This is a genomic window from Rhizobium sp. BR 317 (genome assembly GCF_047445835.1).
Lineage (GTDB): Bacteria > Pseudomonadota > Alphaproteobacteria > Rhizobiales > Rhizobiaceae > Rhizobium > Rhizobium paranaense.
Window position 1 is genome coordinate 113,178 of the sequence record NZ_JARWLB010000015.1, and the last position, 26,167, is coordinate 139,344.

At 61.8% G+C, this 26,167-nt stretch carries 22 protein-coding genes; 15 read left to right on the forward strand and 7 right to left on the reverse strand.

From position 1 onward, the window contains the following. Positions 1-55: 55 nt before the first annotated feature. The 4 genes from QD357_RS22155 to QD357_RS22170 all read left to right on the forward strand — a co-directional run bounded on the left by QD357_RS22155 (position 56) and on the right by QD357_RS22170 (position 5,861). Positions 56-904 carry a TIGR01459 family HAD-type hydrolase gene (locus tag QD357_RS22155; RefSeq protein ID WP_107107145.1) on the forward strand — a complete coding sequence of 283 codons (849 nt, stop codon included), beginning with the start codon at positions 56-58 and terminating at the stop codon, positions 902-904. A gap of 15 nt (positions 905-919) precedes the next feature. Further along, positions 920-1,903, forward strand: coding sequence for a bifunctional riboflavin kinase/FAD synthetase (locus QD357_RS22160; protein ID WP_107107146.1), 984 nt, complete (start codon positions 920-922; stop codon positions 1,901-1,903). 306 nt (positions 1,904-2,209) lie between these two features. Beyond that, positions 2,210-5,092 (forward strand): isoleucine--tRNA ligase, encoded by a 2,883-nt coding sequence (gene ileS, locus QD357_RS22165; protein WP_414125032.1) that lies wholly within the window; start codon positions 2,210-2,212, stop codon positions 5,090-5,092. Between the two features lie 133 nt (positions 5,093-5,225). After that, complete coding sequence (locus QD357_RS22170) at positions 5,226-5,861, forward strand: hypothetical protein (RefSeq protein ID WP_107107148.1); 636 nt, start codon at positions 5,226-5,228, stop codon at positions 5,859-5,861. A 140-nt stretch (positions 5,862-6,001) separates the two neighbouring features. Here QD357_RS22170 and QD357_RS22175 read toward each other — a convergent pair whose 3' ends face one another. Continuing rightward, positions 6,002-6,460, reverse strand: coding sequence for a nucleoside deaminase (locus tag QD357_RS22175; RefSeq protein ID WP_107107149.1), 459 nt, complete (start codon positions 6,458-6,460; stop codon positions 6,002-6,004). A gap of 72 nt (positions 6,461-6,532) precedes the next feature. On the opposite strand from QD357_RS22175, the gene QD357_RS22180 reads away from it, so the two are divergent. From QD357_RS22180 to QD357_RS22190, 3 genes are read left to right on the forward strand one after another with little or no spacing between them, the layout of a single operon-like run. Then, the gene (locus tag QD357_RS22180) at positions 6,533-8,584 is read left to right on the forward strand and encodes a pseudouridine synthase (protein WP_414125033.1); all 2,052 of its coding nucleotides are present in this window, start codon (positions 6,533-6,535) and stop codon (positions 8,582-8,584) included. Between the two features lie 6 nt (positions 8,585-8,590). Next, positions 8,591-9,157, forward strand: coding sequence for a 16S rRNA (guanine(966)-N(2))-methyltransferase RsmD (rsmD, locus tag QD357_RS22185; RefSeq protein ID WP_107107151.1), 567 nt, complete (start codon positions 8,591-8,593; stop codon positions 9,155-9,157). 18 nt (positions 9,158-9,175) lie between these two features. Further along, complete coding sequence (locus QD357_RS22190; RefSeq protein ID WP_107107152.1) at positions 9,176-10,042, forward strand: patatin-like phospholipase family protein; 867 nt, start codon at positions 9,176-9,178, stop codon at positions 10,040-10,042. On the opposite strand, the gene QD357_RS22195 is transcribed toward QD357_RS22190, so the two are convergent. Next, positions 10,039-11,859, reverse strand: coding sequence for a monovalent cation:proton antiporter-2 (CPA2) family protein (locus QD357_RS22195; protein ID WP_107107153.1), 1,821 nt, complete (start codon positions 11,857-11,859; stop codon positions 10,039-10,041). The genes QD357_RS22190 and QD357_RS22195 overlap by 4 nt on opposite strands. 150 nt (positions 11,860-12,009) lie before the next feature. Here QD357_RS22195 and QD357_RS22200 point away from each other — a divergent pair, with 150 nt between their 5' ends. The 6 genes from QD357_RS22200 (at position 12,010) to lpxK (ending at position 17,869) form a co-directional block, all read left to right on the forward strand. Then, the gene (locus QD357_RS22200) at positions 12,010-13,359 is read left to right on the forward strand and encodes a TldD/PmbA family protein (protein ID WP_414125034.1); all 1,350 of its coding nucleotides are present in this window, start codon (positions 12,010-12,012) and stop codon (positions 13,357-13,359) included. A gap of 21 nt (positions 13,360-13,380) precedes the next feature. Further along, the gene (locus tag QD357_RS22205) at positions 13,381-14,190 is read left to right on the forward strand and encodes a 3'(2'),5'-bisphosphate nucleotidase CysQ (RefSeq protein ID WP_107107155.1); all 810 of its coding nucleotides are present in this window, start codon (positions 13,381-13,383) and stop codon (positions 14,188-14,190) included. 61 nt (positions 14,191-14,251) lie between these two features. Next, the gene (locus QD357_RS22210; RefSeq protein ID WP_107107156.1) at positions 14,252-14,497 is read left to right on the forward strand and encodes a DUF4170 domain-containing protein; all 246 of its coding nucleotides are present in this window, start codon (positions 14,252-14,254) and stop codon (positions 14,495-14,497) included. A 178-nt stretch (positions 14,498-14,675) separates the two neighbouring features. Beyond that, positions 14,676-15,995, forward strand: a complete 1,320-nt coding sequence (gene waaA, locus QD357_RS22215) for a lipid IV(A) 3-deoxy-D-manno-octulosonic acid transferase (protein ID WP_414125035.1) — start codon at positions 14,676-14,678, stop codon at positions 15,993-15,995. Between the two features lie 10 nt (positions 15,996-16,005). Then, positions 16,006-16,731 (forward strand): HAD family hydrolase, encoded by a 726-nt coding sequence (locus QD357_RS22220; RefSeq protein ID WP_107107157.1) that lies wholly within the window; start codon positions 16,006-16,008, stop codon positions 16,729-16,731. 94 nt (positions 16,732-16,825) lie between these two features. After that, the gene (gene lpxK / locus QD357_RS22225; RefSeq protein ID WP_107107158.1) at positions 16,826-17,869 is read left to right on the forward strand and encodes a tetraacyldisaccharide 4'-kinase; all 1,044 of its coding nucleotides are present in this window, start codon (positions 16,826-16,828) and stop codon (positions 17,867-17,869) included. A gap of 12 nt (positions 17,870-17,881) precedes the next feature. On the opposite strand, the gene QD357_RS22230 is transcribed toward lpxK, so the two are convergent. Next, positions 17,882-18,112 (reverse strand): DUF2093 domain-containing protein, encoded by a 231-nt coding sequence (locus QD357_RS22230; RefSeq protein WP_107107159.1) that lies wholly within the window; start codon positions 18,110-18,112, stop codon positions 17,882-17,884. 83 nt (positions 18,113-18,195) lie between these two features. Beyond that, positions 18,196-20,025, reverse strand: a complete 1,830-nt coding sequence (mutL, locus tag QD357_RS22235) for a DNA mismatch repair endonuclease MutL (RefSeq protein ID WP_107107160.1) — start codon at positions 20,023-20,025, stop codon at positions 18,196-18,198. Between the two features lie 337 nt (positions 20,026-20,362). Here mutL and QD357_RS22240 point away from each other — a divergent pair, with 337 nt between their 5' ends. Further along, positions 20,363-22,093 carry a response regulator gene (locus QD357_RS22240; RefSeq protein WP_107107161.1) on the forward strand — a complete coding sequence of 577 codons (1,731 nt, stop codon included), beginning with the start codon at positions 20,363-20,365 and terminating at the stop codon, positions 22,091-22,093. Between the two features lie 127 nt (positions 22,094-22,220). Next, a complete protein-coding gene (locus tag QD357_RS22245; RefSeq protein WP_107107162.1) occupies positions 22,221-23,579 on the forward strand; it encodes a putative bifunctional diguanylate cyclase/phosphodiesterase in 1,359 nt (452 codons plus the stop codon). A 76-nt stretch (positions 23,580-23,655) separates the two neighbouring features. Here QD357_RS22245 and QD357_RS22250 read toward each other — a convergent pair whose 3' ends face one another. The 3 genes from QD357_RS22250 to QD357_RS22260 form a co-directional block, all read right to left on the reverse strand. Next, complete coding sequence (locus QD357_RS22250) at positions 23,656-24,276, reverse strand: PRC-barrel domain-containing protein (RefSeq protein WP_107107163.1); 621 nt, start codon at positions 24,274-24,276, stop codon at positions 23,656-23,658. Between the two features lie 349 nt (positions 24,277-24,625). Next, the gene (locus QD357_RS22255; RefSeq protein WP_107107164.1) at positions 24,626-25,513 is read right to left on the reverse strand and encodes an SMP-30/gluconolactonase/LRE family protein; all 888 of its coding nucleotides are present in this window, start codon (positions 25,511-25,513) and stop codon (positions 24,626-24,628) included. 5 nt (positions 25,514-25,518) lie between these two features. After that, positions 25,519-26,154 (reverse strand): 2-dehydro-3-deoxy-6-phosphogalactonate aldolase, encoded by a 636-nt coding sequence (locus tag QD357_RS22260; protein WP_107107246.1) that lies wholly within the window; start codon positions 26,152-26,154, stop codon positions 25,519-25,521. Positions 26,155-26,167 lie beyond the last annotated feature (13 nt).

A 26,167-nucleotide genomic window follows, 5' to 3' on the forward strand; every position in this document is an offset into this window, starting at 1 on the left:
ATTTGCCGGCCGGTTTGCGATGTCAGCCCGTGATTTCTTTGACCACGAGGACTGCATGGGCCAGCGTATCGAAAGCTTCCGCGAGATCGGCAAACTTTATGACGTCGCGCTCTGCGATGTCTGGGGTGTGCTGCACAACGGCGTCTCCGTCTATAAGGACGCGCCGGTTGCGCTGGAAGCTGCACGGGCCGAAGGACTGACGGTCGTCCTCATCACCAATTCTCCCCGCGTGGCGCCGAAGGTGGTCCAGCAACTGCGGGAGATCGGCGTTCCCGACAGTGCCTATGACCGCATCGTCACCTCCGGCGACGTTACCCGCCGCCTAATTGCCGAGGGTCCGAAAAAGGTATTTCTGCTCGGTCCCGAGCGCGACATCGCCATCATCGAGGGGCTGGATGTCGTGCGCGTCGAGGCTGAAGAGGCCGAGAGCATCGTCTGCACCGGCTTTTTCGATGACGAAACCGAGACCCCCGACGACTATACCGACATGCTGAAGGCCTGGTCGGCCCGTAATGTGCCGTTGATCTGCGCCAATCCCGATCTCGTTGTCGAGCGTGGCCACCGCATGATCCCCTGCGCCGGCGCCATGGCCGCTTATTACGATCGGCTCGGCGGCGAGACGCGGATTGCCGGCAAACCGCATCAGCCGATCTACGATGCCTCGATTGCTGCCGCCCGCGAAGCGCGCGGCGAGTTCCCGCTGTCGCGCGTTGTCGCCATCGGTGACGGCATGCCGACCGATGTGCGCGGCGCGCTCGATTACGGCCTCGATCTTCTTTATATAAGCCATGGCATTCATGCCCGCGAATATGTTGTCGACGGTCACACCGACGAGGCAGCGCTTGGCGCCTTTCTGGCGCGCGAACAGGCGTCGCCGAAGTGGTGGATGCCGCGCCTTGTCTGAGGAGAGTGGTAGCCGATGACGGTTTTCCATCGCAATGAGACCCGCGAACCGCTGCCGGATAATCTCAAAGGCGGCGTCATTGCCATCGGCAATTTCGACGGCGTGCATCGCGGCCATCAATCCGTACTCGATCGCGCGCTGGAAATCGCCAGGGAGCGCGGCGTGCCGGCGCTGGTTCTGACCTTCGAGCCGCATCCGCGAACCGTCTTCAAGCCCGATCAGCCTGTTTTTCGCCTGACGCCGGCGCCGTTGAAGGCGCGCCTCCTGGAGGCAATCGGCTTCAATGCCGTCATCGAATATCCCTTCGACCGTGCCTTTTCGCAGCGTTCCGCCGACGAATTTGTCCATTCGATTCTGATCGACTGGCTGCATGCGTCGGAAGTGGTCACCGGCTTCGATTTTCATTTCGGCCATGACCGCCAGGGCGGCCCGGCTTTCCTGATGAACGCCGGCAGCAAAAACGGCTTCGGCGTCACGCTGATCGATGCTTACCGCGATGAAAATGCCGAGGTGGTCTCGTCAAGCCGCATCCGAGAACTGCTGGCGGAAGGCGAGGTGGCGGAGGTCGCAGGTCTGCTCGGCTATCGCTACACAGTCGAAGCAGAGGTCATCGGCGGCGAAAAACTCGGCCGCTCGCTTGGTTTCCCGACTGCCAATATGCGGTTGCCACCCGAGGTGCAGTTAAAGGCCGGCATCTACGCTGTGCGCTTCCGCGCCGCCGACGGCGTCATTCGCGATGCAGTAGCCAGCTATGGCCGGCGCCCGACGGTGACCGACAATGGCGCGCCGCTGCTCGAAACCTTCGTGTTCGACTTCAGCGGCGATCTCTATGGCCAGGTCTGCTCCGTCTCCTTCTTCGGCTATCTCCGGCCCGAACTGAAGTTCGACGGCCTCGACCCGCTGGTCGCCCAGATCAGGAAGGACGAGGAAGAGGCGAGGGCGCTCCTCGCCGGCGTGCGGCCACTTGGGGACATCGACCTGTTCATCGCCTTTTCTTGAGCGCCACGTTCGCAGGGCAGCAGCACAGCCTGTTGGGCCAGCTCCGATCGGCTTTTCTATACCTTGCGGCGGCTGATCCCTCTTTCTTTCCATGCAAAAAGCGCCTATGAACCGCCAACCATGACCCAATTTCGGCTGAGCCCATCGATACGAATTATTGGCCCGGCCTTCCGCGCGCTGTAAGTTGCCGGAAGGTCCGGGTTTTGGGCGCCTGTTCCCGAGGCGCTTTCCGCCGCCGAAAAATCCCCATATGGCTGCGCCTTTCCGGCGCAAAACGCCCGAGACGCCGAGGCAATTGTCAGAACAATGACCGATACCGCTGAAAAGATCGACTATTCGAAAACCCTTTACCTGCCCGAGACCGACTTCCCGATGCGCGCCGGCCTGCCGCAAAAGGAGCCGGAGCTGGTCAAGCGCTGGCAGGAAATGGACCTCTACAAGAAGCTGCGCGCTTCGGCCGCCGGGCGCGAAAAATTCGTGCTGCATGACGGCCCGCCCTATGCCAACGGCAACATCCACATCGGCCACGCGCTCAACAAGATCCTCAAGGACGTCATCACCCGCTCGTTCCAGATGCGCGGCTATGACAGCAATTATGTTCCGGGTTGGGACTGCCACGGTCTGCCGATCGAATGGAAGATCGAGGAAAAATACCGCGAGAAGGGCAAGAACAAGGACGAGGTTCCGGTCAACGAATTCCGCCAGGAATGCCGTGACTTCGCCGCCGGCTGGATCAAGATCCAGTCCGAGGAGTTCAGGCGCCTCGGCATCACAGGGGATTTCGACAATCCCTATCTGACGATGAACTTCCATGCGGAATCCCGCATCGCCGGCGAACTCTTGAAGATCGCCCGCAGCGGCCAGCTCTATCGAGGCTCCAAGCCGATCATGTGGTCCGTGGTCGAGCGTACAGCGCTGGCGGAAGCCGAAGTCGAATATGCCGATGTCGAGAGCGACACGATCTGGGTGAAGTTCCCAGTCGTCGAAGGTCCGGCCGCACTTGCCGGTGCTTTCGTCGTTATCTGGACGACCACGCCCTGGACGATCCCCGGCAACCGGGCGATCTCCTATTCGTCGCGTGTGTCCTACGGCCTCTACGAAGTGACGGAAGCCGCGAACGATTTCGGCCCGCGTCCGGGCGAAAAGCTGATCTTTGCCGACAAGCTTGCCGAGGAATCCTTTGCCAAGGCGAAGCTGCAGTACAAGCGCCTGCGCGACGTGACTGCCGACGATCTGGCTGCGATCACCTGCGCCCATCCGCTGGCCTCGCTCGGCTACGACTTCAAAGTTCCGTTGCTCGACGGCGATCATGTCACCGACGATGCCGGTACTGGTTTCGTGCATACGGCTCCCAGCCACGGCCGCGAGGACTTCGATGCTTGGACGAGCCATGCCCGCCAGATTGAAGCGCGTGGCATCTCCTCCCGCATCCCGTTCCCGGTCGATGACGCCGGCTTCTACACCGCCGATGCCCCCGGCTTCGAAGGCGGCCGCGTCATGGATGACAATGGCAAGAAGGGCAATGCCAACGAGCTGGTCACCAAGGCCCTGATCGAGACGAACACGCTGTTCGCGCGGGGGAGGCTGAAGCATTCCTATCCGCATTCCTGGCGTTCGAAGAAGCCGGTCATCTTCCGCAACACGCCGCAATGGTTCGTCTATATGGACAAGGACCTTGCCGATGGCACGACGCTGCGTTCGCGCGCCCTCAAGGCGATCGACGATACGCGTTTCGTGCCCGCCGCCGGCCAGAATCGCCTGCGCGCTATGATTGAGCAGCGCCCGGACTGGGTTCTGTCGCGCCAGCGCGCCTGGGGCGTGCCGATCTGCATCTTCGTCGATGACGATGGCCAGATCCTGCAGGACGAGGGCGTCGACGTCCGCATCCTCGAGGCCTTCGAGAAGGAAGGCGCCGATGCCTGGTTTGGCGAAGGTGCGCGCGAGCGCTTCCTCGGCGAAAAGGCCAATGAGCCGTGGACGCAGGTCATGGACATCCTCGATGTCTGGTTCGACTCGGGCTCGACCCACACCTTCACGCTGGAAGACCGTCCGGACCTGAAATGGCCGGCGGACCTCTATCTCGAAGGCTCGGACCAGCATCGCGGCTGGTTCCATTCGTCGCTGCTCGAAAGCGCTGCAACGCGCGGCCGCGCGCCTTACGACACCGTTCTCACCCATGGTTTCACCATGGACGAGAAGGGCGAGAAAATGTCGAAGTCCAAGGGCAACGTCACCTCGCCGCAGGAGGTGATGAAGGATGCCGGCGCCGACATTCTGCGCCTGTGGGTCATGACATCGGACTATGCCGAGGATCTGCGCGTCGGCAAGACGATCATCCAGACCAACATCGACGCCTACCGCAAGCTGCGCAACACTATCCGCTGGATGCTCGGCACACTCGCGCATGATAAGGGCGAGGTGATAGCCCCTGCCGATATGCCGGAGCTGGAACAGCTCATGCTGCACCGTCTTGCGGAACTCGACGAGCTGGTGCGCGAAAGCTATGACGCCTTCGACTTCAAGCGCATCGCCCGTGCTCTCATCGATTTTTCGAATGTCGAGCTTTCGGCCTTCTATTTCGATGTCCGCAAGGATACGCTTTATTGCGACGCGCCGTCGAGCCTGCGCCGCCGTGCAGCGCTGGCCGTCATCCGCACGATCTTCGATTGCATGGTGACCTGGTTGGCGCCGATGCTGCCGTTCACGACGGAAGAAGCGTGGCTGTCGCGTAATCCACAGGCCGTCTCGGTGCATCTCGAACAGTTCGTCACCATTCCCAGCGAATGGAAGAACGAGGTGCTGGCCGAGAAGTGGAAGAAGATCCGCGCCGTGCGCAGCGTCGTCACCGGCGCTCTGGAAATCGAGCGCAAGGACAAGCGCATCGGCTCCTCGCTGGAAGCCGCGCCCGTCGTCCATATCGCCGATCCGGAGCTGCTGAAGGTGCTGGAAGGTCAGGATTTCGCGGAAATCTGCATCACCTCCGATATCACCATCAAGGGCGGCGAAGGCCCCTCCGATGCGTTCMGTCTGGATGACGCCGCCAGGGTGACCGTCGTGCCGAAGCTGGCCGAAGGCCGCAAGTGCGCACGCTCCTGGCGCATCACCACCGATGTCGGTTCCGACCCGGAATATCCCGAGGTTTCGGCGCGCGATGCGGCCGCCTTGCGCGAGTTGATGGCTGTCAACTGAAGAAAATTACCGGATGAATTGCCTTTGGGGCGTTCATCCGGTAAAAGCTGCCTGAAAATGGCCCGATTTTGGCGGCAGTTGCCGTGAATGGGGTTCTGCGATAGTTGTACCGGCTTGGCTGGGAAGGGTATTCATGAGAGCGATGCATAGGGTTCGTGTCGGCGTCAGCTTGGCGGCACTCGTGATTGGCTGCGGTCTGATGTCCGGCTGCATGAGCAGCCCGCGTTACGGCACGGACAAGACGGCCGGCGAGCAGCTCTTCGACGACATCAGCGACATCGCTTCCGTTTCGGCCGCCACGCCGAAGGACAAGGGTGTAAAATATCCGAACCGTCCGGGCCTGGTGCTTCCCGCCGACAAGGACAGGGAAAGCCTGACCTCGCCGCAGCAGTCGCTCGCCAGCAAGGATAATCCGGCCTGGCTGGAATCGCCGGAAGATTCGCGCAAGCGTCTGGCGGACGAAGCCGATCAGAACAAGAACAATGTCAACTATCGCTCTCCGCTCGCTCAGGCCGACAGCGGCCGCAACCGTGTGAGCGAAGCGCAGCAGACGGCCGCCTATCGCGCCGCGCGCCAGGATCAGGACGGCACCTATATCGATCAGCGCCGCTACCTGATCGACCCGCCGCAGCAATATCGTCAGGTCACCGATGAGGCAGCGCTGAACGATCTCGGCACACCCGAGAGCAAGAAGGAAAAGCAGCGCAAGAAGGACGCCGAGGCCGCGCAGCAGTCCAACAACAGCAGTTGGTGGAAGCCTTTCCAATAAGTCTTTTCTAGCTGTGGCGGCGGTCAAAACCGCCGCTTTTTAGAACAATTCCAGGAAAAGTGCGAATCGGTTTTCCGTCCGGAATGCGTAAAAGCAAAGGAATAGAGCGGGAAAGCGATTCCGCGAAACGCTGAGCCACTCTAGTCTTCTATACGCTTTTGCTGGAAGAATTCCCTGAGAATGTCGGCCGCATCTTGCTCGGCCATGCCCGAATAGACGTCCGGTGCGTGGTGGCAGGTCGGCTGGCGATAGAAGCGCACGCCGTTATCGACCCCGCCGCCCTTCGGATCTTCCGCGCCGTAATAGAGGCGGCGGATGCGAGCAAATGAGATGGCGGCCGCGCACATGGTGCATGGCTCCAGCGTCACATAAAGATCGGCACCCGTCAGCCGCTCCTGGCCGAGTGACACGCAGGCCATGCGGATCACGGCGATTTCGGCATGTGCGGTGACGTCGTTGAGTTCCCGGGTGCGGTTGCCGGCCTTGGCGACGACGGCATGGTCGAGCACGAGGACGGCCCCGATCGGCACTTCACCACGCGCGCCGGCGCTTCGCGCTTCGGCGAGCGCCAGCTCCATGAAGTGATTTGTATTCACCATTTAAGATTTTCCACTTAACCGCGGGGGCGTGACCTGATAGGAACACGCCTTAAAAATTCAGGCAAACAACAAATGACAATGAATGACAAGCCCAAGCGGCCTGGGTCCAAACCCTTTACCCGCGATGCCAAGACGAAGCCGGCGAAGTCACGCGACGACGCCAAGCCGATGAAGGCTGCGCCCGCCAAAGTGGCGGCAGAGGCAGACGGCGGAGATGGAAAAGCCGAGCGCATTTCCAAGGTGATGGCGCGCGCCGGCGTGGCATCGCGCCGCGACATCGAGCGCATGATCATGGACGGCCGCGTGACGCTGAACGGCGTGCTGCTGGATACGCCGGTCGTCAACGTGACGCTCGCCGACAAGATCGAAGTGGATGGCGTACCGATCCGCGGCATCGAGCGCACGCGCCTGTGGCTTTATCACAAGCCGGCCGGCCTGGTGACCACCAATGCCGATCCGGAAGGGCGTCCGACGGTCTTCGACAATCTGCCGGAAGAGCTGCCGCGCGTCATGTCGATCGGTCGTCTCGACATCAACACCGAAGGCCTGCTGTTGCTGACCAATGACGGCGGCCTTGCCCGCGTTTTGGAACTGCCGACCACCGGCTGGCTGCGCCGCTACCGCGTGCGCGCCCATGGCGAGATCGATCAGGAAGCTTTGGACAAGCTGAAGGAAGGCATCGCCGTCGATGGCGTGCTCTACGGCTCGATCGAGGCGACGCTCGACCGCACGCAGGGCTCCAACGTCTGGATCACGATGGGCCTGCGCGAAGGCAAGAACCGCGAAATCAAGAACGTGCTCGGCGCGCTTGGCCTGGAGGTCAACCGCCTGATCCGTATTTCCTACGGCCCGTTCCAGCTCGGCGAGCTGCCGGAAGGCCGGGTGCTGGAAGTGCGCGGCCGCACATTGCGCGATCAGCTCGGCCCCCGTCTGGTGGAAGACGCCAAGGCGAATTTCGATGCGCCGCTTTACAATACGTCGGCCGCTGCCGCMGCCGACGACGAGGCGGACGCTAAGCCAGCCCGCGCCGCGAAAGAGGAACGTCCGCGCCGCGAGCGGCCCGAGGACAAGCGCGAGCGTGCGCTGAGCCGTCTCGACACCAAGCGCGACGACCGCCGCGAAAGTGGCCGCCGTATGGACGATCGTCGCGAAGGTTCGCGCCATGGCGAGGACGACCGTCCGAAGCGGCAGCCGCTCGCCCCGCGCCGCAGCGCCAATGTCTGGATGGCGCCCGGCGCCCGTCCGCTCGGCGAAAAGGCAGCGCTGAAGGCCGCCAAGAATGCAAAAACCGCCGCCAAGCGTGGCGAGACGGAGCGCCCACAGCGCAGCGGCTTCGACCGCCCGGATGAAGGCCCGCGCGTTCGGATCAACCGCGTCGACGAGGGTGACGGCGAATGGATTCGTTCGAGCGAAGAAGCTCCGCGCAGGTCGCGTGGCGATGATGAGGGTTTTGACCGCAAGCGCTCCGACCGTCCACGTGGCGAGAGATCTTTTGGCGACAAACCCCGCGGCGATCGGTMGTTTGGTGACCGTCCGCGCGGCGAACGTGGCTCGCGGTCGGAGGGCGGTGACCGCCCCCGCACAAAATCCTTCCAGGGCGAAGCCCGCTCCGAACGTCCTCGCGGTGATCGTCCCTTCGGTGATCGCCCGCCGCGTGGTGATCGGCCTTTTGGTGACAAACCGCGTGGTGATCGTCGCCCGCGCGCCGAAGGGGACGAGCGTCCGCGCGCCAGATCTTTCGATGGTGAGCAGCGCTCCGAGCGTCCTCGCGGTGATCGCCCCTTCGGTGATCGTCCGCCGCGTGGTGATCGGCCTTTTGGCGACAAACCTCGTGGTGATCGTCGACCGCGCGCTGAGGGAGACGAACGTCCTCGCAGTGACCGTCCGCAGGGCGAGCGTTCTTACGGTGACCGCCCCGCAGGTAAGCCCTTCGGCAAGAAGCCGGGTGGAGGAAAGTCCTTTGGCGGCAAGCCGGGTGGAAAGCCCGGCGGTGCACGCGGCTTCTCGGGTAAGCCCGGTGGCGGCGGTCGTCCGTCCGGCGGTCCCGGTCGTGGCGGTCCCAGCCGCGGCGGCCCAAATCGCGGCGGTTCCGGCAAGGGCGGCCCCAAGGGCGGAAGAGGTTAACGCGCGGTGCGGATCGTCGGCGGTGAATTTCGCGGTCGGTCGCTTGCGGTGCCGAAGTCGAACGACATTCGTCCGACGGCGGACCGCACGCGCGAAAGTCTGTTCAATATATTGAGCCATGCCTATTCTGCGGCCATCGACGGCACGCGGATGATGGATATCTTTGCCGGCACCGGCGCGGTCGGGCTCGAAGCTGCGTCGCGCGGTTGCCGCCATGTGCTTTTCGTCGAAAGCAGCGTCGAGGGTCGTGGTCTGCTCTGGGAAAACATCGATGCCCTCGGCCTGCACGGCCGCACGCGCATGTTGAGGCGCGACGCGACAGATCTGGGCAGCGTCGGCAATCTGGAGCCTTTCGATTTTCTCTTCGCCGATCCGCCCTATGGCAAGGGTCTGGGCGAGAAGGCCTTCGCCGCTGCCGCTGCCGGCGGCTGGCTGGTGCCGGGAGCCTTGGCGATTCTGGAAGAACGCGCCGATGTCACGGTTGCCGTCGCACCGGATTTTCTTTTTCTCGAAGAGCGGACTTTCGGCGACAGTAAAATGCATTTCTTCCGTTATCAGCCGCGGCAAGCCTAGCGGCGGAGGGAGAGGAACATGGGCGACTACGCCGATTTTGTTGGGAGCGACTATACGCTCGCGACATCGAGCACGCCGAGCGTCGCGGTCGCCTTCGGCTGCGGTGGTGCCCGTGGACTTGCCCATATCCATATCATCGAAGCCTTGGACGAGCTCGGCATCCGTCCTGTCGCGATCGCCGGCGCCTCCATCGGCTCGATCATGGGCGCTGCCATGGCAGCCGGCATGAGCGGTGCGGAGATCCGCGACTATACGCTCGCCACCGTCGGCAACCGCCCGGCTGTGCTGAACAAGATCTGGAGCCTGCGGCCCCCGAACATGCGTAGCTTCCGGATCGGCCAGTTCAATCTGGAACGCATCCTGCGCGCTTTCTTGCCCTCCACCTTTCCGGAGGATTTCTCCGAGCTGCATATCCCGCTGAAGGTGGTGACGACGGATTATTATGATCAGAACGAGGTGGTGACCGAAAAAGGCGAGCTTTTTCCGGTGCTGGCCGCCTCAGCCGCCATTCCCGCCGTCTTCATGCCGGTCAAGGTCGGCGAGCGCGTCATGATCGATGGCGGCATCATGAATCCGGTTCCTTACGAGCATCTGGCCGGACTTGCCGATATCCTCATCGGCATCGACGTCGTCGGCGGACCGGAAGGTGATGGCACCCATATCCCGAACCGCATCGAGAGCCTGTTCGGTGCCGGACAACTGACGATGCAGTCCAACATCGCGTTGAAGCTGCGGCTGCTTGCACCCCAAATCTTCCTGCGCCCGACTATCGGCCGCACCGGCGTGCTCGATTTCCTGAAGGCCCGCGACATTCTCGCGATGTCGGCCGGCGTCAAGGACGAACTGAAATTCGCCCTCGACCGCGTGATGACCGCGAAGAACTAAGCCCGCTCCGGCTCCTCCGCCGGCATGGCGGAGAGATCGTCGTCGTCGCTGAAAATATCGGCGGCGCGCTTCGGTTTGACCAGCGGCTCCGGCCTGACAGGCCGTGAGTAGAGCATGTCGCGCCCGGCCTGCAATCCTTCGCTTGCCTGCAGTTCCAGCCGCTGCTCGTCGCGCTTGCGGATATCCTCGCCGATCTCGAAAGCTTCGGCCTCGCTGACGCCGAGGGCTTCCAGCGTGCGGCGGCCGAAGAGCAGGCCGGATTCCAGCGTTTCGCGCAGCTCGTAATCGATGCCCTTGTTGCGCAGCGCGATCGAGTGAATGCGGTCGTAGGAGCGGACGAAGATGCGGGCATGCGGATAGTCCGTCTGCACCAGTTCGACGATCTTGTCGGTGATTTCGCGCTGATGCGTGCTGACCACGACGAGCTTGGCCCGATCGATGCCGGCCGAACGCAACACATCCTTGCGGGTGCCATCGCCGAAATAGATGCGGAAGCCGAAGTTGGAGGCCTGGCGGATGCGGTCGGCGGAAAAGTCGATGACGGTGACGTCGCGGCCGCCGGCAAGCAGGATCTGCGCGGCGATCTGGCCGAAACGCGAGAAGCCGATCATCAGCACGTCCGAGCCGGCCCCCTCGAAATCCTCGTCCAGCTCCTCATGCGCATCGCCGGTCAGCATGCGCTTCGAAAGTGCAGCGCCGAGCGGCGTCAGCGCCATGGAGAGCGTCACGATCGCGATCAGCAGCGATGCCGTGCTGGCGGAAAAGAGCCCCCCGCCGATGCTGGCCGCGCTGAAGAGCACGAAACCGAATTCACCGCCCTGAGGAAGCAGGCAGGCGATCCGAATGGCGTCGTTATGCGAGGAGCCGGTCGCGCGGCAGAGCGCATAGATGATGACGCCCTTGATGATCATGACGACCGGCACGGCGAGCACGATCAGCAGCCAATTGTCGGCAATGACATCCAGCTTCAGCGACAGGCCGACAGCGATGAAGAAGATAGCGAGCAGCACGCCGCGGAACGGCTCGATATCCGCCTCCAGCTCATGGCGATAGGAGGATTCGGCCAGCATCACGCCGGAGAGAAAGGCGCCCATTGCCATGGAAAGGCCGGCAAGCTGCATCAGGGTTGCCGATCCCATGACGACGAACAGGGCGGCGGCAATCATCGCCTCGCGCGCGCCGGTGCGGGCGATGACCTGGAACAGCGGCGTCAGCAGATAACGGCCCGCAATGATCATCGCCGCGACGGCGCCGAGGGCGATGGCAAGGTCTAGAATCGGATTGGAAACCTGCGTCGGTCCGCCGAGAACGGTGATCAGCGCCAGCAGCGGCACGATCGCCAGGTCCTGCAGTAACAGCATGGAAAAGGAACGCTGGCCGTATTTCGTGTTGACGTCGCCCTCCTGCTCCAGGATCTGCATGGCAAAGGCCGTGGAGGACAACGCCAAGCCGAAGCCGACGATGATGCTGCCGCGCCAGCCGGTAATGTTTGCGAGATAGGCGGCGAGCGTCAGCGCCAGTCCGGTCAAGATCACCTGCGCCGTGCCGAGGCCGAAAATGTCGCGCCGCATCTGCCATAGGCGCGATGGCTTCAACTCCAGGCCAATGATGAACAGCAGGAAGACGACACCGAGTTCGGCGACGGCCAGCACGGATTCGCCATCGCCAATACCATGCAGCACCGGGCCGATCACAACGCCGGCGGCGAGATAGCCGAGCACGGTGCCGAGCCCCAGTTTCTTGAAGATCGGCGCAGTGACGACGGCGCCTCCGAGCAGCATCAGGGTTTCGGTAAAGAGGGCATTGGGCGCGGACATCGTCTGTTTCTTTCTGTGGGGCAGGCGGTGTTGCAGCGCATAGCCATCAGAAACAACCATGCGTGAAGACATTCGGACAAGAATCGGCGTGGCCGCCCTTGATGCTTTATGTAGTGCACAATAAATGGAACGCGAAGGAAAGGCCAAATCATGTCTTCAGAAATCGATTCCGCCACTCTGCTTTCCCGCGCCAGCCAATTGATAGACCTCGCCCGGAAAGCCGGTGCGGATGCGGCCGATGCCGTTGTTGTGCGCTCGCGGGCGCAATCCGTCAGCGTCCGCCTCGGCAAGGTCGAGGGCACCGAATCCTCCGAAAGCGATGATTTTTCGTTGAGGGTGTTTGTCGGCAACCGCGTTGCCAATGTCTCGGCCAATCCCGGCTTCGACCTGCAGGCCCTGGCCGAACGCGCCGTCGCCATGGCAAAGGTCTCGCCGGAAGATCCATTCGCTTGCCTCGCAGACGAAGCCGATCTCGCCAAGACCTATCCCGATCTCGAACTCTTCGATCCGACCGAGGTCTCGTCGGTTCAACTGCGCGAGGCAGCCCTTGCGATGGAAGAGGCGGCACTCGCCGTTCCCGGCGTCAGCAATTCCTCGGGTGCGGGCGCATCCGCCGGAATGGGCGGCATGGTGCTTGTGACGTCGCATGGTTTTGCCGGTCATTATATGGGCTCGCGCTTCAGCCGCTCCGTCAGCGTCATCGCCGGCGAAGGCACCGGCATGGAGCGTGACTATGATTTCGACAGCCGCCTCTATTTCGCCGAGTTGGACGCAGCCGAGGAGATTGGCCGCCGTGCCGGCGAGCGGGTGGTCAAGCGCGTCAATCCGCGCCAGGTTCCGACCGGCAAGAATGTGACCGTCGTTTTCGATCCGCGCGTGGCGCGCGGCTTCGTCGGTMATATCGCCGGTGCGATCAACGGTGCCTCCGTCGCACGCAAGACCAGTTTCCTGCGTGACAAGATGGGCGAGCAGGTGCTGAAGGCCGGCCTGTCGATCACCGACGATCCCTTGATCGTGCGCGGCCCTGCCTCGCGTCCCTTCGACGGCGAAGGCGTTTCGGGCAAGCGCCTGGTGATGATCGAGGACGGCGTGCTGAAGCATTGGTTCCTGTCCACGTCGGCGGCGCGCGAGATCGGCGGTCTCAAGACCAATGGCCGCGGATCGCGTGGCGGCACGGCCGTTTCCCCGTCCTCGACCAATCTGGCGCTGGAGCCGGGCGATATTTCCCCAGAAGAGCTGATCCGCAATGTCGGCAACGGCTTCTACGTCACTGAGCTGATCGGCCAGGGCGTCAATATGATTACCGGCGAATACAGCCGCGGCGCCACCGGTTTCTGGATCGAGAACGGCGAACTGACGTTCCCTGTGTCGGAGGTGACGATCGCCTCCAACCTCAAGGACATGTTCATGCGTGTGACGCCGGCAAGCGATATCGATCGCGATTTCGGCGTCGCAGCTCCGACGCTCGCCATCGAAGGCATGACGCTCGCTGGGCGCTGAGACGGAGATTGGAATTTCGCAATGAGCGATAGAGACGCAGTCGGCCAATTGAACGATCTTGATCTGATCGTTGAAGCGGCACGCCAAGCGGGCGATATCGCTCTCAGCTTTTTCCGCCAATCGCCGGAAGTCTGGTGGAAGAACGAGGGGCGTTCCCCCGTCAGCGCCGCCGATTTCGCGGCCAACGAAAAGCTCGCCGCCATCCTGCGTCCCGCACGGCCGGACTATGGCTGGCTTTCGGAAGAGACCGACGACGATGCCGAGCGGCTGTCGCATGAGACCCTCTTCGTCGTCGATCCGATCGACGGCACGCGCGGGTTTCTGTCCGGGCTAGAACTCTGGTGCGTCAGCGTCGCGGTGGTGACCAATGGGCGCCCGACGGCGGGTGTACTCTATGCGCCGGCACTGGAGGAATTGTTCGTTGCAACGGCTGACGGCCCGGCGCTGAAAAATGGCAAGCCGATCGCAGTGTCCGACAGGCCGGAACATGATATCCACAGGCTCGCCGCCGGTGAGGATATGTTGAGCGGCTTCGATCCGGATTTCCGCAAGACGGTCGAACGGGCAAAGCATGTGCCCTCGCTCGCCTATCGTTTGGCTATGGTTGCCGATGGCCGGTTGGAAGGAACGATCGTCAAACGCAATTCTCATGACTGGGATGTCGCCGCCGCCGATCTCATTTTGGAGCGGGCAGGCGGGGCGCTGGTCGATCTCTTCGGCCATCCGCTCAACTACAATCGCGCCGATGTCTCGCATGGCGAACTCTGCGGCGCGTCGTCGGCACGGCTACCGGAATTCCTGCGCCAGCTCTCCCACAGACGAAACGGTTGACCTTTTGGTCAAAATCCCTCAGAGGAAGAGTAGAGGGGGATGACAGCAGAAAGAGACGAAAATGACTGTTACCAGCGACAAAAAGCAACTCCTGCACCTCGTATTCGGCGGGGAACTGGAAAATCTCGAAGAAGTACAGTTCCGCAATCTGAACGAACTCGATATTGTCGGCATGTATCCCGACTATGCGAGTGCGCTGACAGCTTGGAAGTCGAAGGCGCAGCAGACAGTCGACAACGCCCACATGCGTTATTTCATCGTCCATCTGCATCGTTTGCTCGATCCACAGGAAAAGGCTTCCTCCTAAGGTCGCGTTTTGCCCATTTAATATTTGATGTTCCCGTCCGGACGGTGTTCTCGTTTTTAATCCGGCTATGGCGCAGTATTTTTGACGCAATCAGAACGAAGAATCGGCCGAACTTTCGGCCGTGGAATGAGTGGGATTTGGCATCGATGACGATCAGCTTGGATCGGAGGCAATCGAGATGAGCAGCCTTAGGGCGCGCCTCGCTTTGGGTGCCTACCGCTTTGGCGGGATTGCAGTCTATCCCCTCGTCGGGACGTACCTTACCGTCCGCGCCGCCAAGGGCAAGGAAGACCGTTCCCGTCGGTTGGAGCGTTTCGGCTATGCGAGCGCCAACCGTCCGCAGGGGCCGCTCGTCTGGTTTCATGCCGCAAGCGTCGGCGAGACCTCGGCAGTCATTCCGCTGATCCGCGAAATCCGCCGCCGCKACATCCACGTCATTCTGACCACGGGAACCATCACCTCGGCCAAGGTGACGCAGGAGCGTCTCGGCGACGAGGTCATCCACCAATATGTGCCGCTCGACCTGCAGCCGGCCGTCAGTCGCTTCCTTGAATATTGGCAGCCCGATTGCACCATCATCGCCGAATCCGAGATCTGGCCGATGACCATCATGGAACTCGGCCGCCGGCGCATCCCGCAGATCCTCGTCAATGCCCGATTGTCGGATCGCTCCTTTGCCCGCTGGAGCCGGCATCCGGCACTGTCGGAAGCGCTGTTCGAAAACCTCGCACTGGTCGTCGCGCAATCCGATCTCGACGCTGAGCGCTATCGCGATCTCAGTGCGCGGCAGGTGATCAAGTCTGGCAATCTCAAGGTAGATACCGACGCGCCACCCTATGACGCGCCGACCCTTGCCAGCTACATGAAGCAGATCGGCGCCCGCAAGACCTGGGCTGCCGTCTCGACCTTCGAAGGCGAGGAGAATGCCGCCGCCATCGTCCACAAGACGCTGAAGGAGCATAATGGCCAATTGACCATCATCGTGCCGCGCCATCCCGAACGCTGCGACGCAATCGAAGCGATGCTGACCGAGCAGGGGCTGAAGGTGGCGCGCCGCACCCGCAACGATGTGTTGTCGCCCGATGTCGATATCTTCCTTGGCGACACGATCGGCGAAATGGGCCTCTATTTGCGCATGACCGAAGTCGCCTTCATGGGCAAGTCGCTGCTCAATGAGGGCGGACAGAACCCCCTGGAACCGGCCATGCTCGGCTGCGCCATCCTGACGGGCGCTCACGTCCAGAATTTCCGCGACGCCTATCAACTGCTCGCCCGTCGCGGCAGCGCACGCATGGTGCGCGACACCGAGATGCTGGCGAGGGGCGTGCATTACCTGTTGACCAACGATGCGGTGCGACGCGACATGATCGATGCCGGCTACGTCGCCGTGCACGAGATGCGCGGGGCGCTGGCGGCGACCATCAAGGGATTGGAACCCTACATCAACCCGCTGACGGTGAAGGCGCGGTTGCTGCCGAAGACGATGGCGCAGGGATAAGGGGCTCTACATGACATCGATCAAGCTGGGTGCGATCGCGGGCATTCTCTTCGACAAGGACGGCACGCTGCTCGACTATGATGCGAGCTGGCTGCCGGTCAATCGCGAACTTGCCAGCATTGCGGCCCAGGGTGATGCCGCGCTTGCCGATCATTTGCTTCTGGCCTGCGGCATGGACCCGGTCACCGGCCATATCGTGCCCGACAGCCTGCTCGCCGCCGGCAATACCCGCCAGATTTCCGAGGGTCTTGTCGCCGCCGGCTCCATGGTGGATGTGATGGAGCTGACGGAAAAGCTCGATGCGCTATTTTCCCATGCCGCCGACTTCTCCGCGCCGGTCACTGATCTCGCCGGTTTCTTCCGCCGCCTGCACGAGCGCGGCTATAGGCTGGGCGTTGCTTCCAGCGACAATGAGCGCTCCATCCGCCAGACGGCGCGCCGCTTCGGCTTTCTCGATTATCTCGACTTTATCGCGGGTTACGACAGCGGTTTCGGCACCAAGCCGGAGCCCGGCATGGTGCTCGGCTTCTGCGCAGCGACGGGCCTTTCGCCTTCGCAAATCGCCGTCGTCGGCGACAACAATCACGATCTGCACATGGGGCACAATGCCGGTGCGGGCCTGACGGTCGGCGTGCTGACCGGCACCGGATCGCGTGAATCGCTTGCGGCTTCCGACTATTGCCTGAATGACATCACCGAGCTGGAAAGCCTGCTGCCGGTTGCTCAACCGGTGTAGCCAACGCAAAGGCTTGCTTTTTCGTCCGATCTGCCCTTTCTTGCGGCCTTGCTGAGATATAGGGGCAAGAGCGGGCGCAAGGCGGGATTAGATTATGGTATCGGAAGCACCGCCGTTCTGGTGGCGGAAGCCGGATTGGCGCGCTTGGGGCCTTTCGCCCTTTTCCTTCTTATACGGCCGCATTGCCGGCCATCGCATGGTGCATGGTCGCCGTGCTTCCGTTCCGGTACCGGTCATCTGCGTCGGCAATTTCACGGTCGGCGGCGCCGGCAAGACACCGACAGCGCTGACGATCGCCCGTGCCGCCAAGGCGAAGGGATTGAAGCCGGGCTTCCTTAGCCGCGGTTATGGTGGTTCGTTGGATGTGACGACCGTGGTCGATCCGCACCACCATCACGCCACCGCAGTCGGCGACGAGCCGCTGCTGCTCGCCGGTGAGGCATTGACGGTGATCTCGCGCCGCCGTTTGGAGGGCGCGGAGCGGCTGGTGCGCGAGGGCGCCGATCTCATCATCATGGACGACGGCTTCCAGAGTGCGCAAGTCGCCATCGACTATGCTCTGGTCGTCATCGATGCGACGAGAGGCATCGGCAACGGCCATCTCGTTCCCGGCGGCCCGGTGCGTGCGCCGCTGCGGACGCAATTGCGCTATGCCTCGGCTCTGTTGAAAGTCGGCGAAGGTAACGCCGCCGACCGGCTCGTGCGCATGGCAGCAAGAGCCGGAAAACCGTTCTTCTCGGCATCGATCAAGGTGCGCGGCCAGGAGGATCTGCGCGGGCGCAATGTCCTCGCCTTTGCCGGCATCGCCGATCCCACCAAATTCTTCCGCACGGTCGAGTCATTGGGGGCCAGCATTGCCGTCAGCCGTACCTTCGGCGATCACGAACATCTGGGCGAAGACGACATAGCCGACATTCTCGATATCGCCGCTCGGGATGGCCTGGAGATCGTCACCACCTCCAAGGACTATGTCCGCCTCATCGGCCATCACGGCCGGGCTGACGAGCTGTTAGCGGCGTGCCGTGTCATCGAGATCGACATGGTGTTCGATGATCATCGCGCAGCGGCCTTGATCATCGACCGAGCGATCGCCGCCGCCCGCGAACGGCGGTTACGGGAAGGGCAGAAAGCGAAATAGGGAACGCTGCTATCAGCGCTTCTGGTTTGGAAGCGCGCCGGCGCGTTTTTCGGCTTCCAGCGAAGACATCACGTCGGCATAGGGTTCCTGCCGGGCGACGCTCCAGTAGCGCAGCTCGTCAAGCGCGATGTGCTTGCCGGTCATGGCGCAGATGACGTAGGAGCCGGGCATGAGGATTTGGAAATCGCCGTCGAGATAGCGAATCTTCGCCTCGCGGTTTCCGTGTCCCTCGAAAAGATTCATCTGATGCCGTCCCCGATCTCTGTCATCTCTTTGCCATACCCCGGCAAGCCTGACTTTTCCAGTTCTTTCGGTGGTATCTGTTCTCAGCTCCGTCCGAACAGCCGTTCGATGTCCGAGAGCTTCAGTTCTATATAGGTCGGCCGGCCGTGATTGCACTGGCCTGAGCCGGGCGTTGCCTCCATTTGACGCAGCAGCGCATTCATCTCCTCCGGCCTCAGCCTTCGGCCGGAGCGCACCGAGCCATGGCAGGCCATGGTGGCGGCGACATATTCCAGCTTTGCGGCAAGACCCGAGGCGGTTTCCCACTCGGCGATCTCGTCGGCCAATTGCCGGATTAACCCTTGCGCATCCACTTCGCCGAGCATGGCAGGCGTCTCACGCACCGCAATGGCTCCGGGACCGAAACGCTCGATGGCAAGGCCGAGTTTGCCAAGCTCGTCGGCAAACACCATCAGCCGGTCGCAATCTTCCTCCGGCAGGTCGACGATCTCCGGGATCAACAAGACCTGCGAGGACAGTTGCTTCGAGTGCAGTGCTTTGCGCATTTCTTCGAACACCAGCCGCTCATGTGCCGCATGCTGATCGACAATGACGAGGCCGTCGTCGGTCTGGGCGACGATATAGTTCTCATGCAGTTGGGCCCGGGCGGCACCGAGGGGGAAGCGGGCCGGCTCCTCTGCGCGTATGGGCTCGACAACAGGCGCGGGTTCGGCGCGGGCGGTTGGCATGGCGAGGCCATCGAAGGCGGCCTGCGGTCGCTCGCCGAAGCTATATCCGTTCGTGGCCGAGGACTGATACGGCCGCGATGGCGAAGCCTGTGGTGTCCATGGTGCCGATGGTGTCGACGGCCGCCAGGCAGGCTGGAAGCCGGAACGGCCGGGGCTGAAGGCGCGAAGCATGCCGTCGGCACCCGTCGTCGCGGCGCGATCGCCTTCGCGCGCCAAAGCCTCGCGGATGGCGCCGACGATCAGGCCGCGCACCAGGCCGGGATCGCGGAAACGGACATCGGATTTCGCCGGATGCACGTTGACGTCGACAAGGGCCGGGTCGAGCCTGATGGAAAGAACGGCGACGGCATAGCGCCCGGAGGGTATGGTCTCGGCATAGGCGCCGCGGATCGCCGACAGGATCAGCTTGTCCTGCACCGGCCTGCCGTTGACGAAGGCATATTGATGCGCCGAGTTGCCGCGATTGAAGGTCGGCACGCCGATGAAGCCGGTCAGGCTCACATCCTCCCGCTCGGCGTCGAGCTCGATGGCATTGTCCTTGAACTCATGGCCGAGCACCTGCGCCATGCGGGCGAGGTGATCGTCGCCGGTGGCCGGAAATTCGAGTGTCGAGCGGTCACTGCCGGAGAGCACGAAACGCACCTGCGGAAAGGCGATCGCCATACGTTTGACGACTTCGCTGATCGCCGCAGCCTCGGCCTTCTCCGTCTTCAGGAATTTCAATCGCGCCGGCGTCGCGAAGAACAGGTCGCGCACCTCGACGATCGTGCCGGGATTGGCCGCTGCCGGACGCAGGTGCAGCACCCTGCCGCCGGCGACGGCTATCTCAGCGCCGCCATCGCTGCCGGGCCTCCGGCTGGCGATCGAGAGCTTCGCCACCGAGCCGATCGAGGGCAGGGCTTCGCCGCGGAAACCCAGCGTGCGGATATCCTCCAGCGTGTCCGATATCTTCGAGGTGCAGTGCCGCCTGACGGCCAGTTCCAGATCCGCCTGCTCCATGCCGGCACCGTTATCGCTGACCCTCAACAGCGCCTTGCCGCCCCCGGCGGTCGCGATCTCGATGCGCGTCGCGCCGGCATCCAGAGCGTTTTCGATCAGCTCCTTGGCAGCACTCGCCGGCCGCTCGATGACTTCGCCGGCGGCGATCTGGTTGATCAGGGTTTCGGAGAGTTGCTTGATGGCCATATCTGCATTTTCGTGGATTCGTGGCGAGGTGGAAAGAGAAAAGGCATACCATCTCTCGTCATCCACCCGATTCAGCGGGAGCTTTGTTTAGAAATTTAATCAAAGCTTAAGGGAATGATGACAGGTTGCATTCACAAAACTTGAAATGATTGCAGGTGGAGCGCTCGTGCGCACGTTTCGGCTTTTGGCGGCAGGTTGGCGGCCGTCATGCAGCAGTCGGTTTCCGCTTGTTTCAAGTGTTCAGGCCAGCATGATATTTCCATCAATTTTCCTCGGGAGCCGTCGTCGCTCTCAAGCCAATATGCCGTAGTACCGGATAGATGTAGGAATCGGACGAATGACTGCCGAGATTGACAAGGCAGCTTTTACAGCAATGACCGAAGATGTGCCGTCTGATGGCAATCTGCAGGCGGCGCTGTTCGATGCCGTTTGCGATGGGCTCTCCAGTGCTTTCCTCATCTACGACAAGAACGATCTGCTGCTGTTCGCCAGCCGCCAGGTCCTGAATTTCTTCCCTATCCCGTCACAATTCCTGCAGCCGTCGACACGGCTCCGCGATTTTCTCGGCGCTGTGTTCGACAGCGGCGTCCGGCATCACGACGCTCGTGCGAAATCGGCAACGCGCGACGATTGGATCTCGCAGCGGATTGCCTCGCACTGGCGCGAGCGTTTTGAGACGACGGAACATTGCGGCGGGGATCGTTGGGTCCGCTTCGTCAAGCGCCGGCTGCCGTCGGGTTTCGGCGTCTGCATCCTCTCGGATGTTTCGGAGGTGAAAAAGCGCGAGGAGCAATGGCGCCTCGACATGGAGCGCGTGCAGCTCACCGAGGACATACTCGACCATCTGCCGTTTCCGCTCTTCGTCAAAGACCGCAACATGGCCTATGTCGCCGTCAATAAGGCGTTCTGCGACAAATACCAGACCTCGGCGGATGCAGTGCTGGGCCGTAGGGGTATCGATCTCTTTTCCACGGATATTGCCAACCGCTTCGAGGAGAGCGATCGGCATGTCTTGGAAACCGGCGAAATGTCGATCTCGCGCCAGCGGCAGATCGCCCGTGACGGTATCGAGCGCGAAGTGGTCACCAGGAAACAGCGTATCGGTAAGCCCGGCCGCTATTTCCTGGTCGCCACCATGCAGGACCTGCCGAAAGACGGCGCGGATTTCGATGAATTCGCTCTCGCCTCGCAGATCAAGGAGAACGGCGACCGGTCCTATCGACGCGCCTACGTGCCGATGGCAGCGCTTCAGACCGCCTCGCGTCGTCCGCCGGCGATGGAGACCTTCGTTCCCGAGAATTTCTCTGGCCGCAAGATCCTCGTGGTTACCGCGGATCTTGCCGCGGAATCGGCGGCGTTGAAGATGCTCGCCAAATACGGCTTCGAGGCATGTTCGGTCCACAATGAAAACGAGGAGGCGGCATTTCTGGATGTCGCAAGCTCCCTCGGCATCAAGATCGATCTCGTCATCGTCGACAATCAGCTCGGCAACCGCGGCCTAGAATTGGCCGAACGGCAGAGTGTGCCGGCTCTATCGTTGGATGGCTCGCAGCTCTCCACCGAGCTCACCTTCCTGATTGCACGGCATTTCAACCGCAATATCCGCGGCAAAGCAGGCGAGCCCGTCGAAGGCAGGGCGGAGGATTGGCAGATCGCGCCGGGCGGCGAGGATCGCGGCTTCCAGATCCTCGTCGCCGAAGACAATGATATCAATCAGATCGTCTTCTCGCAGATCCTGGAAGGGCTCGGTTATCGCTACATGATCGCCACTAGCGGCGACGAGGCGGTGCGGCTGTGGAACGAATACCGCCCGCAATTGATCCTGATGGATATTTCCCTGCCGGGTCTCAACGGTTTCGAAGCCGCAAGATTGATCCGCCGCACGGAGCAAGGGGGCGGATCGCACACCCCGATCATCGGCGTACTCACCCAGGCTTTCGAGCGGGACCGCAACGAATGCGTCGAGGCCGGCATGGACGATATCATCATGAAGCCCGTCAGCCCGGATATTCTTGAGACTGTATTTCAGAAATACATGCGCGGCAGCAGCAAAGCTCAAGTCAAATAAGATTCATAGTTTTGTAACTTCTAATGAATAGATTTACCTCCCATCGAATGACTGTCGCCCGGCCATCCTTTGTTAAGACTTCGCCGTCATGCTCTTTTGCGGGTGGAGGAAAGTGTCGGGACTGAATATGAAATCGGCTGAAATACCGCTTGCGCCAGTCAGTCACAACGAATTGCAGGCGATGGCCTATACCGATCCGCTGACCGGCTTGGGGAACCGCTATCGCATGCGCGACCGCGCGCGTGTGCTTTCCGTCGAACGCGCAAGCGATCCTGCACCCTTCACCATCGGCATCGCCAATCTGGATTCCTTCAAGCCGATCAACGACCTCTTCGGTGTCGAAGCCGGCGACGAGATCCTTTGCCAGGTGGCGCATCGCCTGAAAGCCTGCATTCCCGACGGCGCCACCGTCACCCGTCATGACGGCGACGAATTTGCCTTCGTGCTGCCGCTGGTCTTTGAGCGTGTCGGTGCGGAGAAGTTCGGGCAGATGATCCGCGAGGTGCTGTCGGCGCCTTATGATCTCGGCGACCGCAACGTCCGCCTTTCCGCCTCCTTCGGCTTCGCCATCTATCCGTTCGCCGGCGAGGAGTTCGAAGATCTGCTGAAAAGCGCCGAAACGGCACTTTATCGTTCCAAGCGGCGCGGCCGCGGCCAGATCACCGTCTATTCCAAAGAGATCGCCCAGGAGATGAAGCGCGCGACGCAGCTCGAACAGGCGCTGCGCAATGCCATCATTTCCAACGCCATCGACGTACATTTCCAGCCGATCGTCTCGCTTGCCAACAATCTGATCGTCGGTTTCGAGGCGCTGGCTCGCTGGAACGACGCCGATCTCGGCTTCGTCTCGCCCGCCGTCTTCGTGCCGCTTGCCGAGGAGCGCGGTTTTATCGACGCTCTTTCCGAGACTCTGCTGCGGAAGGCGGCGGAGGCTGCGCTCTCCTGGCCGCGCGAGCTTTTCCTTTCCTTCAATCTGTCATCCGCGCAATTGATGGACCCGGGCACGAGCAGCAGCATTCTCGCTATTCTCGGCCGCGTCGGCCTCGATCCGCACCGGCTGGAACTGGAAATCACTGAAACGGCCGTCATGAGTTCGGCCGACACGGCGCACCGCATCATCGCCGATCTCAGGGCGGCCGGCGTGCGCATCTCGTTGGATGATTTCGGTACCGGCCAATCGAGCCTTGGTCGTCTGCGCGACTTCATCTTCGACAAGGTGAAGATCGATCGTGCCTTCGTCTCGCGCATCAATTCCGATCGGGCCTCCGAACACATCATCAAGGCGATCCTTGCCATGTGCGAAGGGCTTGATCTGCAAGTGGTTGCAGAGGGGATCGAGGACTATGCCGAGGCGGCAGCGCTCCGGTCGCTCGGCTGCGCCATGGGGCAGGGCTACTACTACGGCAAACCTGCCGACAGCGTCGCGACGCTGCGATATCTCCACGAAAACTATTTTGAACTGGCCGGCGAGCGCGAAAACGCCTGAACGTTGACGGCTGCGACGGATACAAAAACGGCGGTCTGTGAAGACCGCCGTTTTCAACGTTACGCGATAGGCTTCGTCATTTGTTGGTCGACGAGGTCGTCGTGGTGTCCGTTCCAGGCACCGCCGCCGTTGCCGGCGTCTTGGCGGCCTTTTCAGAAGCCTGCATAGCAAGCGTCTTGAACTCCGGAGCGGCCTTCAGCGAGTCGGCCGTTTCGGTGGTCGTCAGCTTGATGCTGCCGTCCTGGGCGTTCTGCGTCGCAGTGATCTTGTCGAAGGGAACGGCGACATTCTTCTGGCCGAGGCCCAGGAAACCGCCGACGCCGACGACCGCAGCGACAACACCGCCCTGCTTCATCAGGATGAGGTCGTTGATGCTGCCGATGCTTTCATTCTTACCATTATAGACCGACTGGCCCATATAGGTCTTGGCGCTGATCTGATCTGCCGACTGCTCGGTCAGATAGCTACCGGCCTGCGCCGTGGTTGTCGTCGGTGCAGGAGCCGGAGCCTTAGCATCATTTTGCGGCGTCTTGACAGCCGGCTTGGTGGTGTCCGGCGTTGCCGGAGCGGTCTTCGTCATCGGCGCAGTGTTATTGTCGGTTGACGGCTGCTGCTGCGCCAAAGCCATCGGAGAAAGAACCGATGCTGTAGCAAAGATTGCGCCAGCAGCGGCGGAAGTGAACAATTTGCCGGTCATCGTGAACCTACCTTTCATTCAGATGGGCATGTTCACCAGCTCGGGCGGGGCCATTCCATTGGCTGACCATCACCGTGCCGGTTCGTTAAGGAAAAATGGTCGAACGAGGGTTTAGTTCCGGCAAGAGTTGCGGGAAACGGCTGTATATCGTCGCGGTTAGAGCGAAATAACGCGAAAAATCAACGGGTGATGTGCCACTTTGTACAACCGAAGCAATTGATTATCCGGGCCGGTTGCAGCGACGAGCGGGCTGAGTTCAACGCCAGACGACGCTTTTGTCAGTGCAGGCCGGCAAAGTCTTTTGCCGGCCGCATGGTCTCCCTCGGAGTGGGAAGACGACAAAATACAATCAGATCTTGTAGACTGGGTCGAAAACACCCTTGACCGTGGGGCCGAGTTCGAGAAGCGCACCGGCTTGCGGCTGCATCGAGCGGGCGTCTTCATCGAGACCTTCCCAGGCGGTGGTCACGGCCAGGCGATCACCATTCTGGCCGATGAAGGCCGGGCAGGAGGGTTGCATGGCGGGCACACGATAGCGCTCGATGCGCAAGCCGTCGGGGCTGTAGCGATCGACAAAACCAGAGCCCCAGCGGGCGTTCCAGATATAGCCGTCGCCATCGCAGACGGAGCCGTCGAGGCCGCCTGGGTCGTCCATGCTGTCGACCATGACGATCGGTTCGCCGACCGGAAGCCCTGTCAGCGGGTCGACCAGCACCCGCATCAACTGGCTGATGCGGGTATCGGTGAAATAGCCGATCGTGCCGTCAGGTGAAAAGCAGATGGAGTTCGGAATGCTGAGCTGATCGAAGATCTTCGTCACCTTGCCGGCGGCGACGTGATAGATCGCGCCGGCCTGCAATTCGGCGCGCTTGCCCATGGTGCTGATCCACAACGAACCGGAGATATGCGTGCGCCCGTCATTGGAGCGGTTTTCCGGCTTATCCGCCTCGATCGCGGCGTAGAAGGTCAATTCGCCGGATTTGATATCGCGAAGAAACAGCCCTTCTTCAGTGGCAATCAATTGCCGTTCGGCGTCGACGCGAGCGAGCACGCTCGCCATCATCGGCAGGGTGTGAACTTCCTTCTTGCCCGTCGCCAAATGCAGTTCATGCAGCTCCTTGCCGAGGATGTTGAACCACCAGACCGTATCCGTATCGGGATCATAGGTCGGCCCTTCGCCCAGGACAGATGCGGTGTTGCAGAGAATATTGCCCTGGAAATCATGAATGTCGGTCATATGGATCAGGCTCCTACGGCAGCATCATAGGCGTAAATGGTCACCTTGGCGCGTTCGGCAACCTCTGCTGTCGTCATTCCCGGCTTGTAAAGGCTGGTGCCGAGACCGAAGGCTAGGATGCCAGCCTTGGTGTAATCGGCGAAATTCTTGTCCGAAACGCCGCCGACCGCCGCGATGACGAGTTCGGGCGGCAACACGGCGCGGATGGCGGTGATGCCGGAGGCGCCGAGCACGCCGGCCGGGAAAAATTTAAGACCTGTCGCGCCGGCGCGGGCGGCTGAAAGCGCTTCCGTCGCGGTGAACACGCCAGGCATCGTCACCATGCCCTTGTCGCGGGCGCGGCTGATGACGGCGGGCTCGACATTCGGCGTCACCAGCAGTTTGCCGCCGGCGGCGTCTAGCCGGTCGACATCCTCCACGGTCAGCACCGTGCCGGCACCGATCAGGCAGTCTGCAGGTGCCATCTTGGCGGCGATTTCGATGGAGCGGAAGGGTTCCGGCGAGTTCAGCGGGATTTCGATCGCGGTCAAGCCGGCGTCGATGAGCGCACCGACGATATCAGCCGTCTCCTCGGGCTTGATGCCGCGGAGAATGGCGATGAGCGGGCGTTTCATGGCAGGGAAGGGAGTGCGGGTCGTCATCATCTTTTCTTTC

Bases quoted from the DNA above. Each gene is read 5' to 3' on its own strand.
- QD357_RS22205 (WP_107107155.1), top strand. From the start codon at position 13,381: ATGAGCGATAGAGACGCAGTCGGCCAATTGAACGATCTTGATCTGATC.
- QD357_RS22250 (WP_107107163.1), bottom strand. From the start codon at position 24,276: ATGACCGGCAAATTGTTCACTTCCGCCGCTGCTGGCGCAATCTTTGCT.
- QD357_RS22155 (WP_107107145.1), top strand. From the start codon at position 56: ATGGGCCAGCGTATCGAAAGCTTCCGCGAGATCGGCAAACTTTATGAC.
- QD357_RS22195 (WP_107107153.1), bottom strand. From the start codon at position 11,859: ATGTCCGCGCCCAATGCCCTCTTTACCGAAACCCTGATGCTGCTCGGA.
- QD357_RS22260 (WP_107107246.1), bottom strand. From the start codon at position 26,154: ATGACGACCCGCACTCCCTTCCCTGCCATGAAACGCCCGCTCATCGCC.
- QD357_RS22255 (WP_107107164.1), bottom strand. From the start codon at position 25,513: ATGACCGACATTCATGATTTCCAGGGCAATATTCTCTGCAACACCGCA.
- QD357_RS22245 (WP_107107162.1), top strand. From the start codon at position 22,221: ATGAAATCGGCTGAAATACCGCTTGCGCCAGTCAGTCACAACGAATTG.
- QD357_RS22170 (WP_107107148.1), top strand. From the start codon at position 5,226: ATGAGAGCGATGCATAGGGTTCGTGTCGGCGTCAGCTTGGCGGCACTC.
- mutL (WP_107107160.1), bottom strand. From the start codon at position 20,025: ATGGCCATCAAGCAACTCTCCGAAACCCTGATCAACCAGATCGCCGCC.
- QD357_RS22190 (WP_107107152.1), top strand. From the start codon at position 9,176: ATGGGCGACTACGCCGATTTTGTTGGGAGCGACTATACGCTCGCGACA.
- QD357_RS22220 (WP_107107157.1), top strand. From the start codon at position 16,006: ATGACATCGATCAAGCTGGGTGCGATCGCGGGCATTCTCTTCGACAAG.
- QD357_RS22175 (WP_107107149.1), bottom strand. From the start codon at position 6,460: ATGGTGAATACAAATCACTTCATGGAGCTGGCGCTCGCCGAAGCGCGA.
- QD357_RS22210 (WP_107107156.1), top strand. From the start codon at position 14,252: ATGACTGTTACCAGCGACAAAAAGCAACTCCTGCACCTCGTATTCGGC.
- QD357_RS22230 (WP_107107159.1), bottom strand. From the start codon at position 18,112: ATGAATCTTTTCGAGGGACACGGAAACCGCGAGGCGAAGATTCGCTAT.
- QD357_RS22240 (WP_107107161.1), top strand. From the start codon at position 20,363: ATGACTGCCGAGATTGACAAGGCAGCTTTTACAGCAATGACCGAAGAT.
- lpxK (WP_107107158.1), top strand. From the start codon at position 16,826: ATGGTATCGGAAGCACCGCCGTTCTGGTGGCGGAAGCCGGATTGGCGC.
- QD357_RS22160 (WP_107107146.1), top strand. From the start codon at position 920: ATGACGGTTTTCCATCGCAATGAGACCCGCGAACCGCTGCCGGATAAT.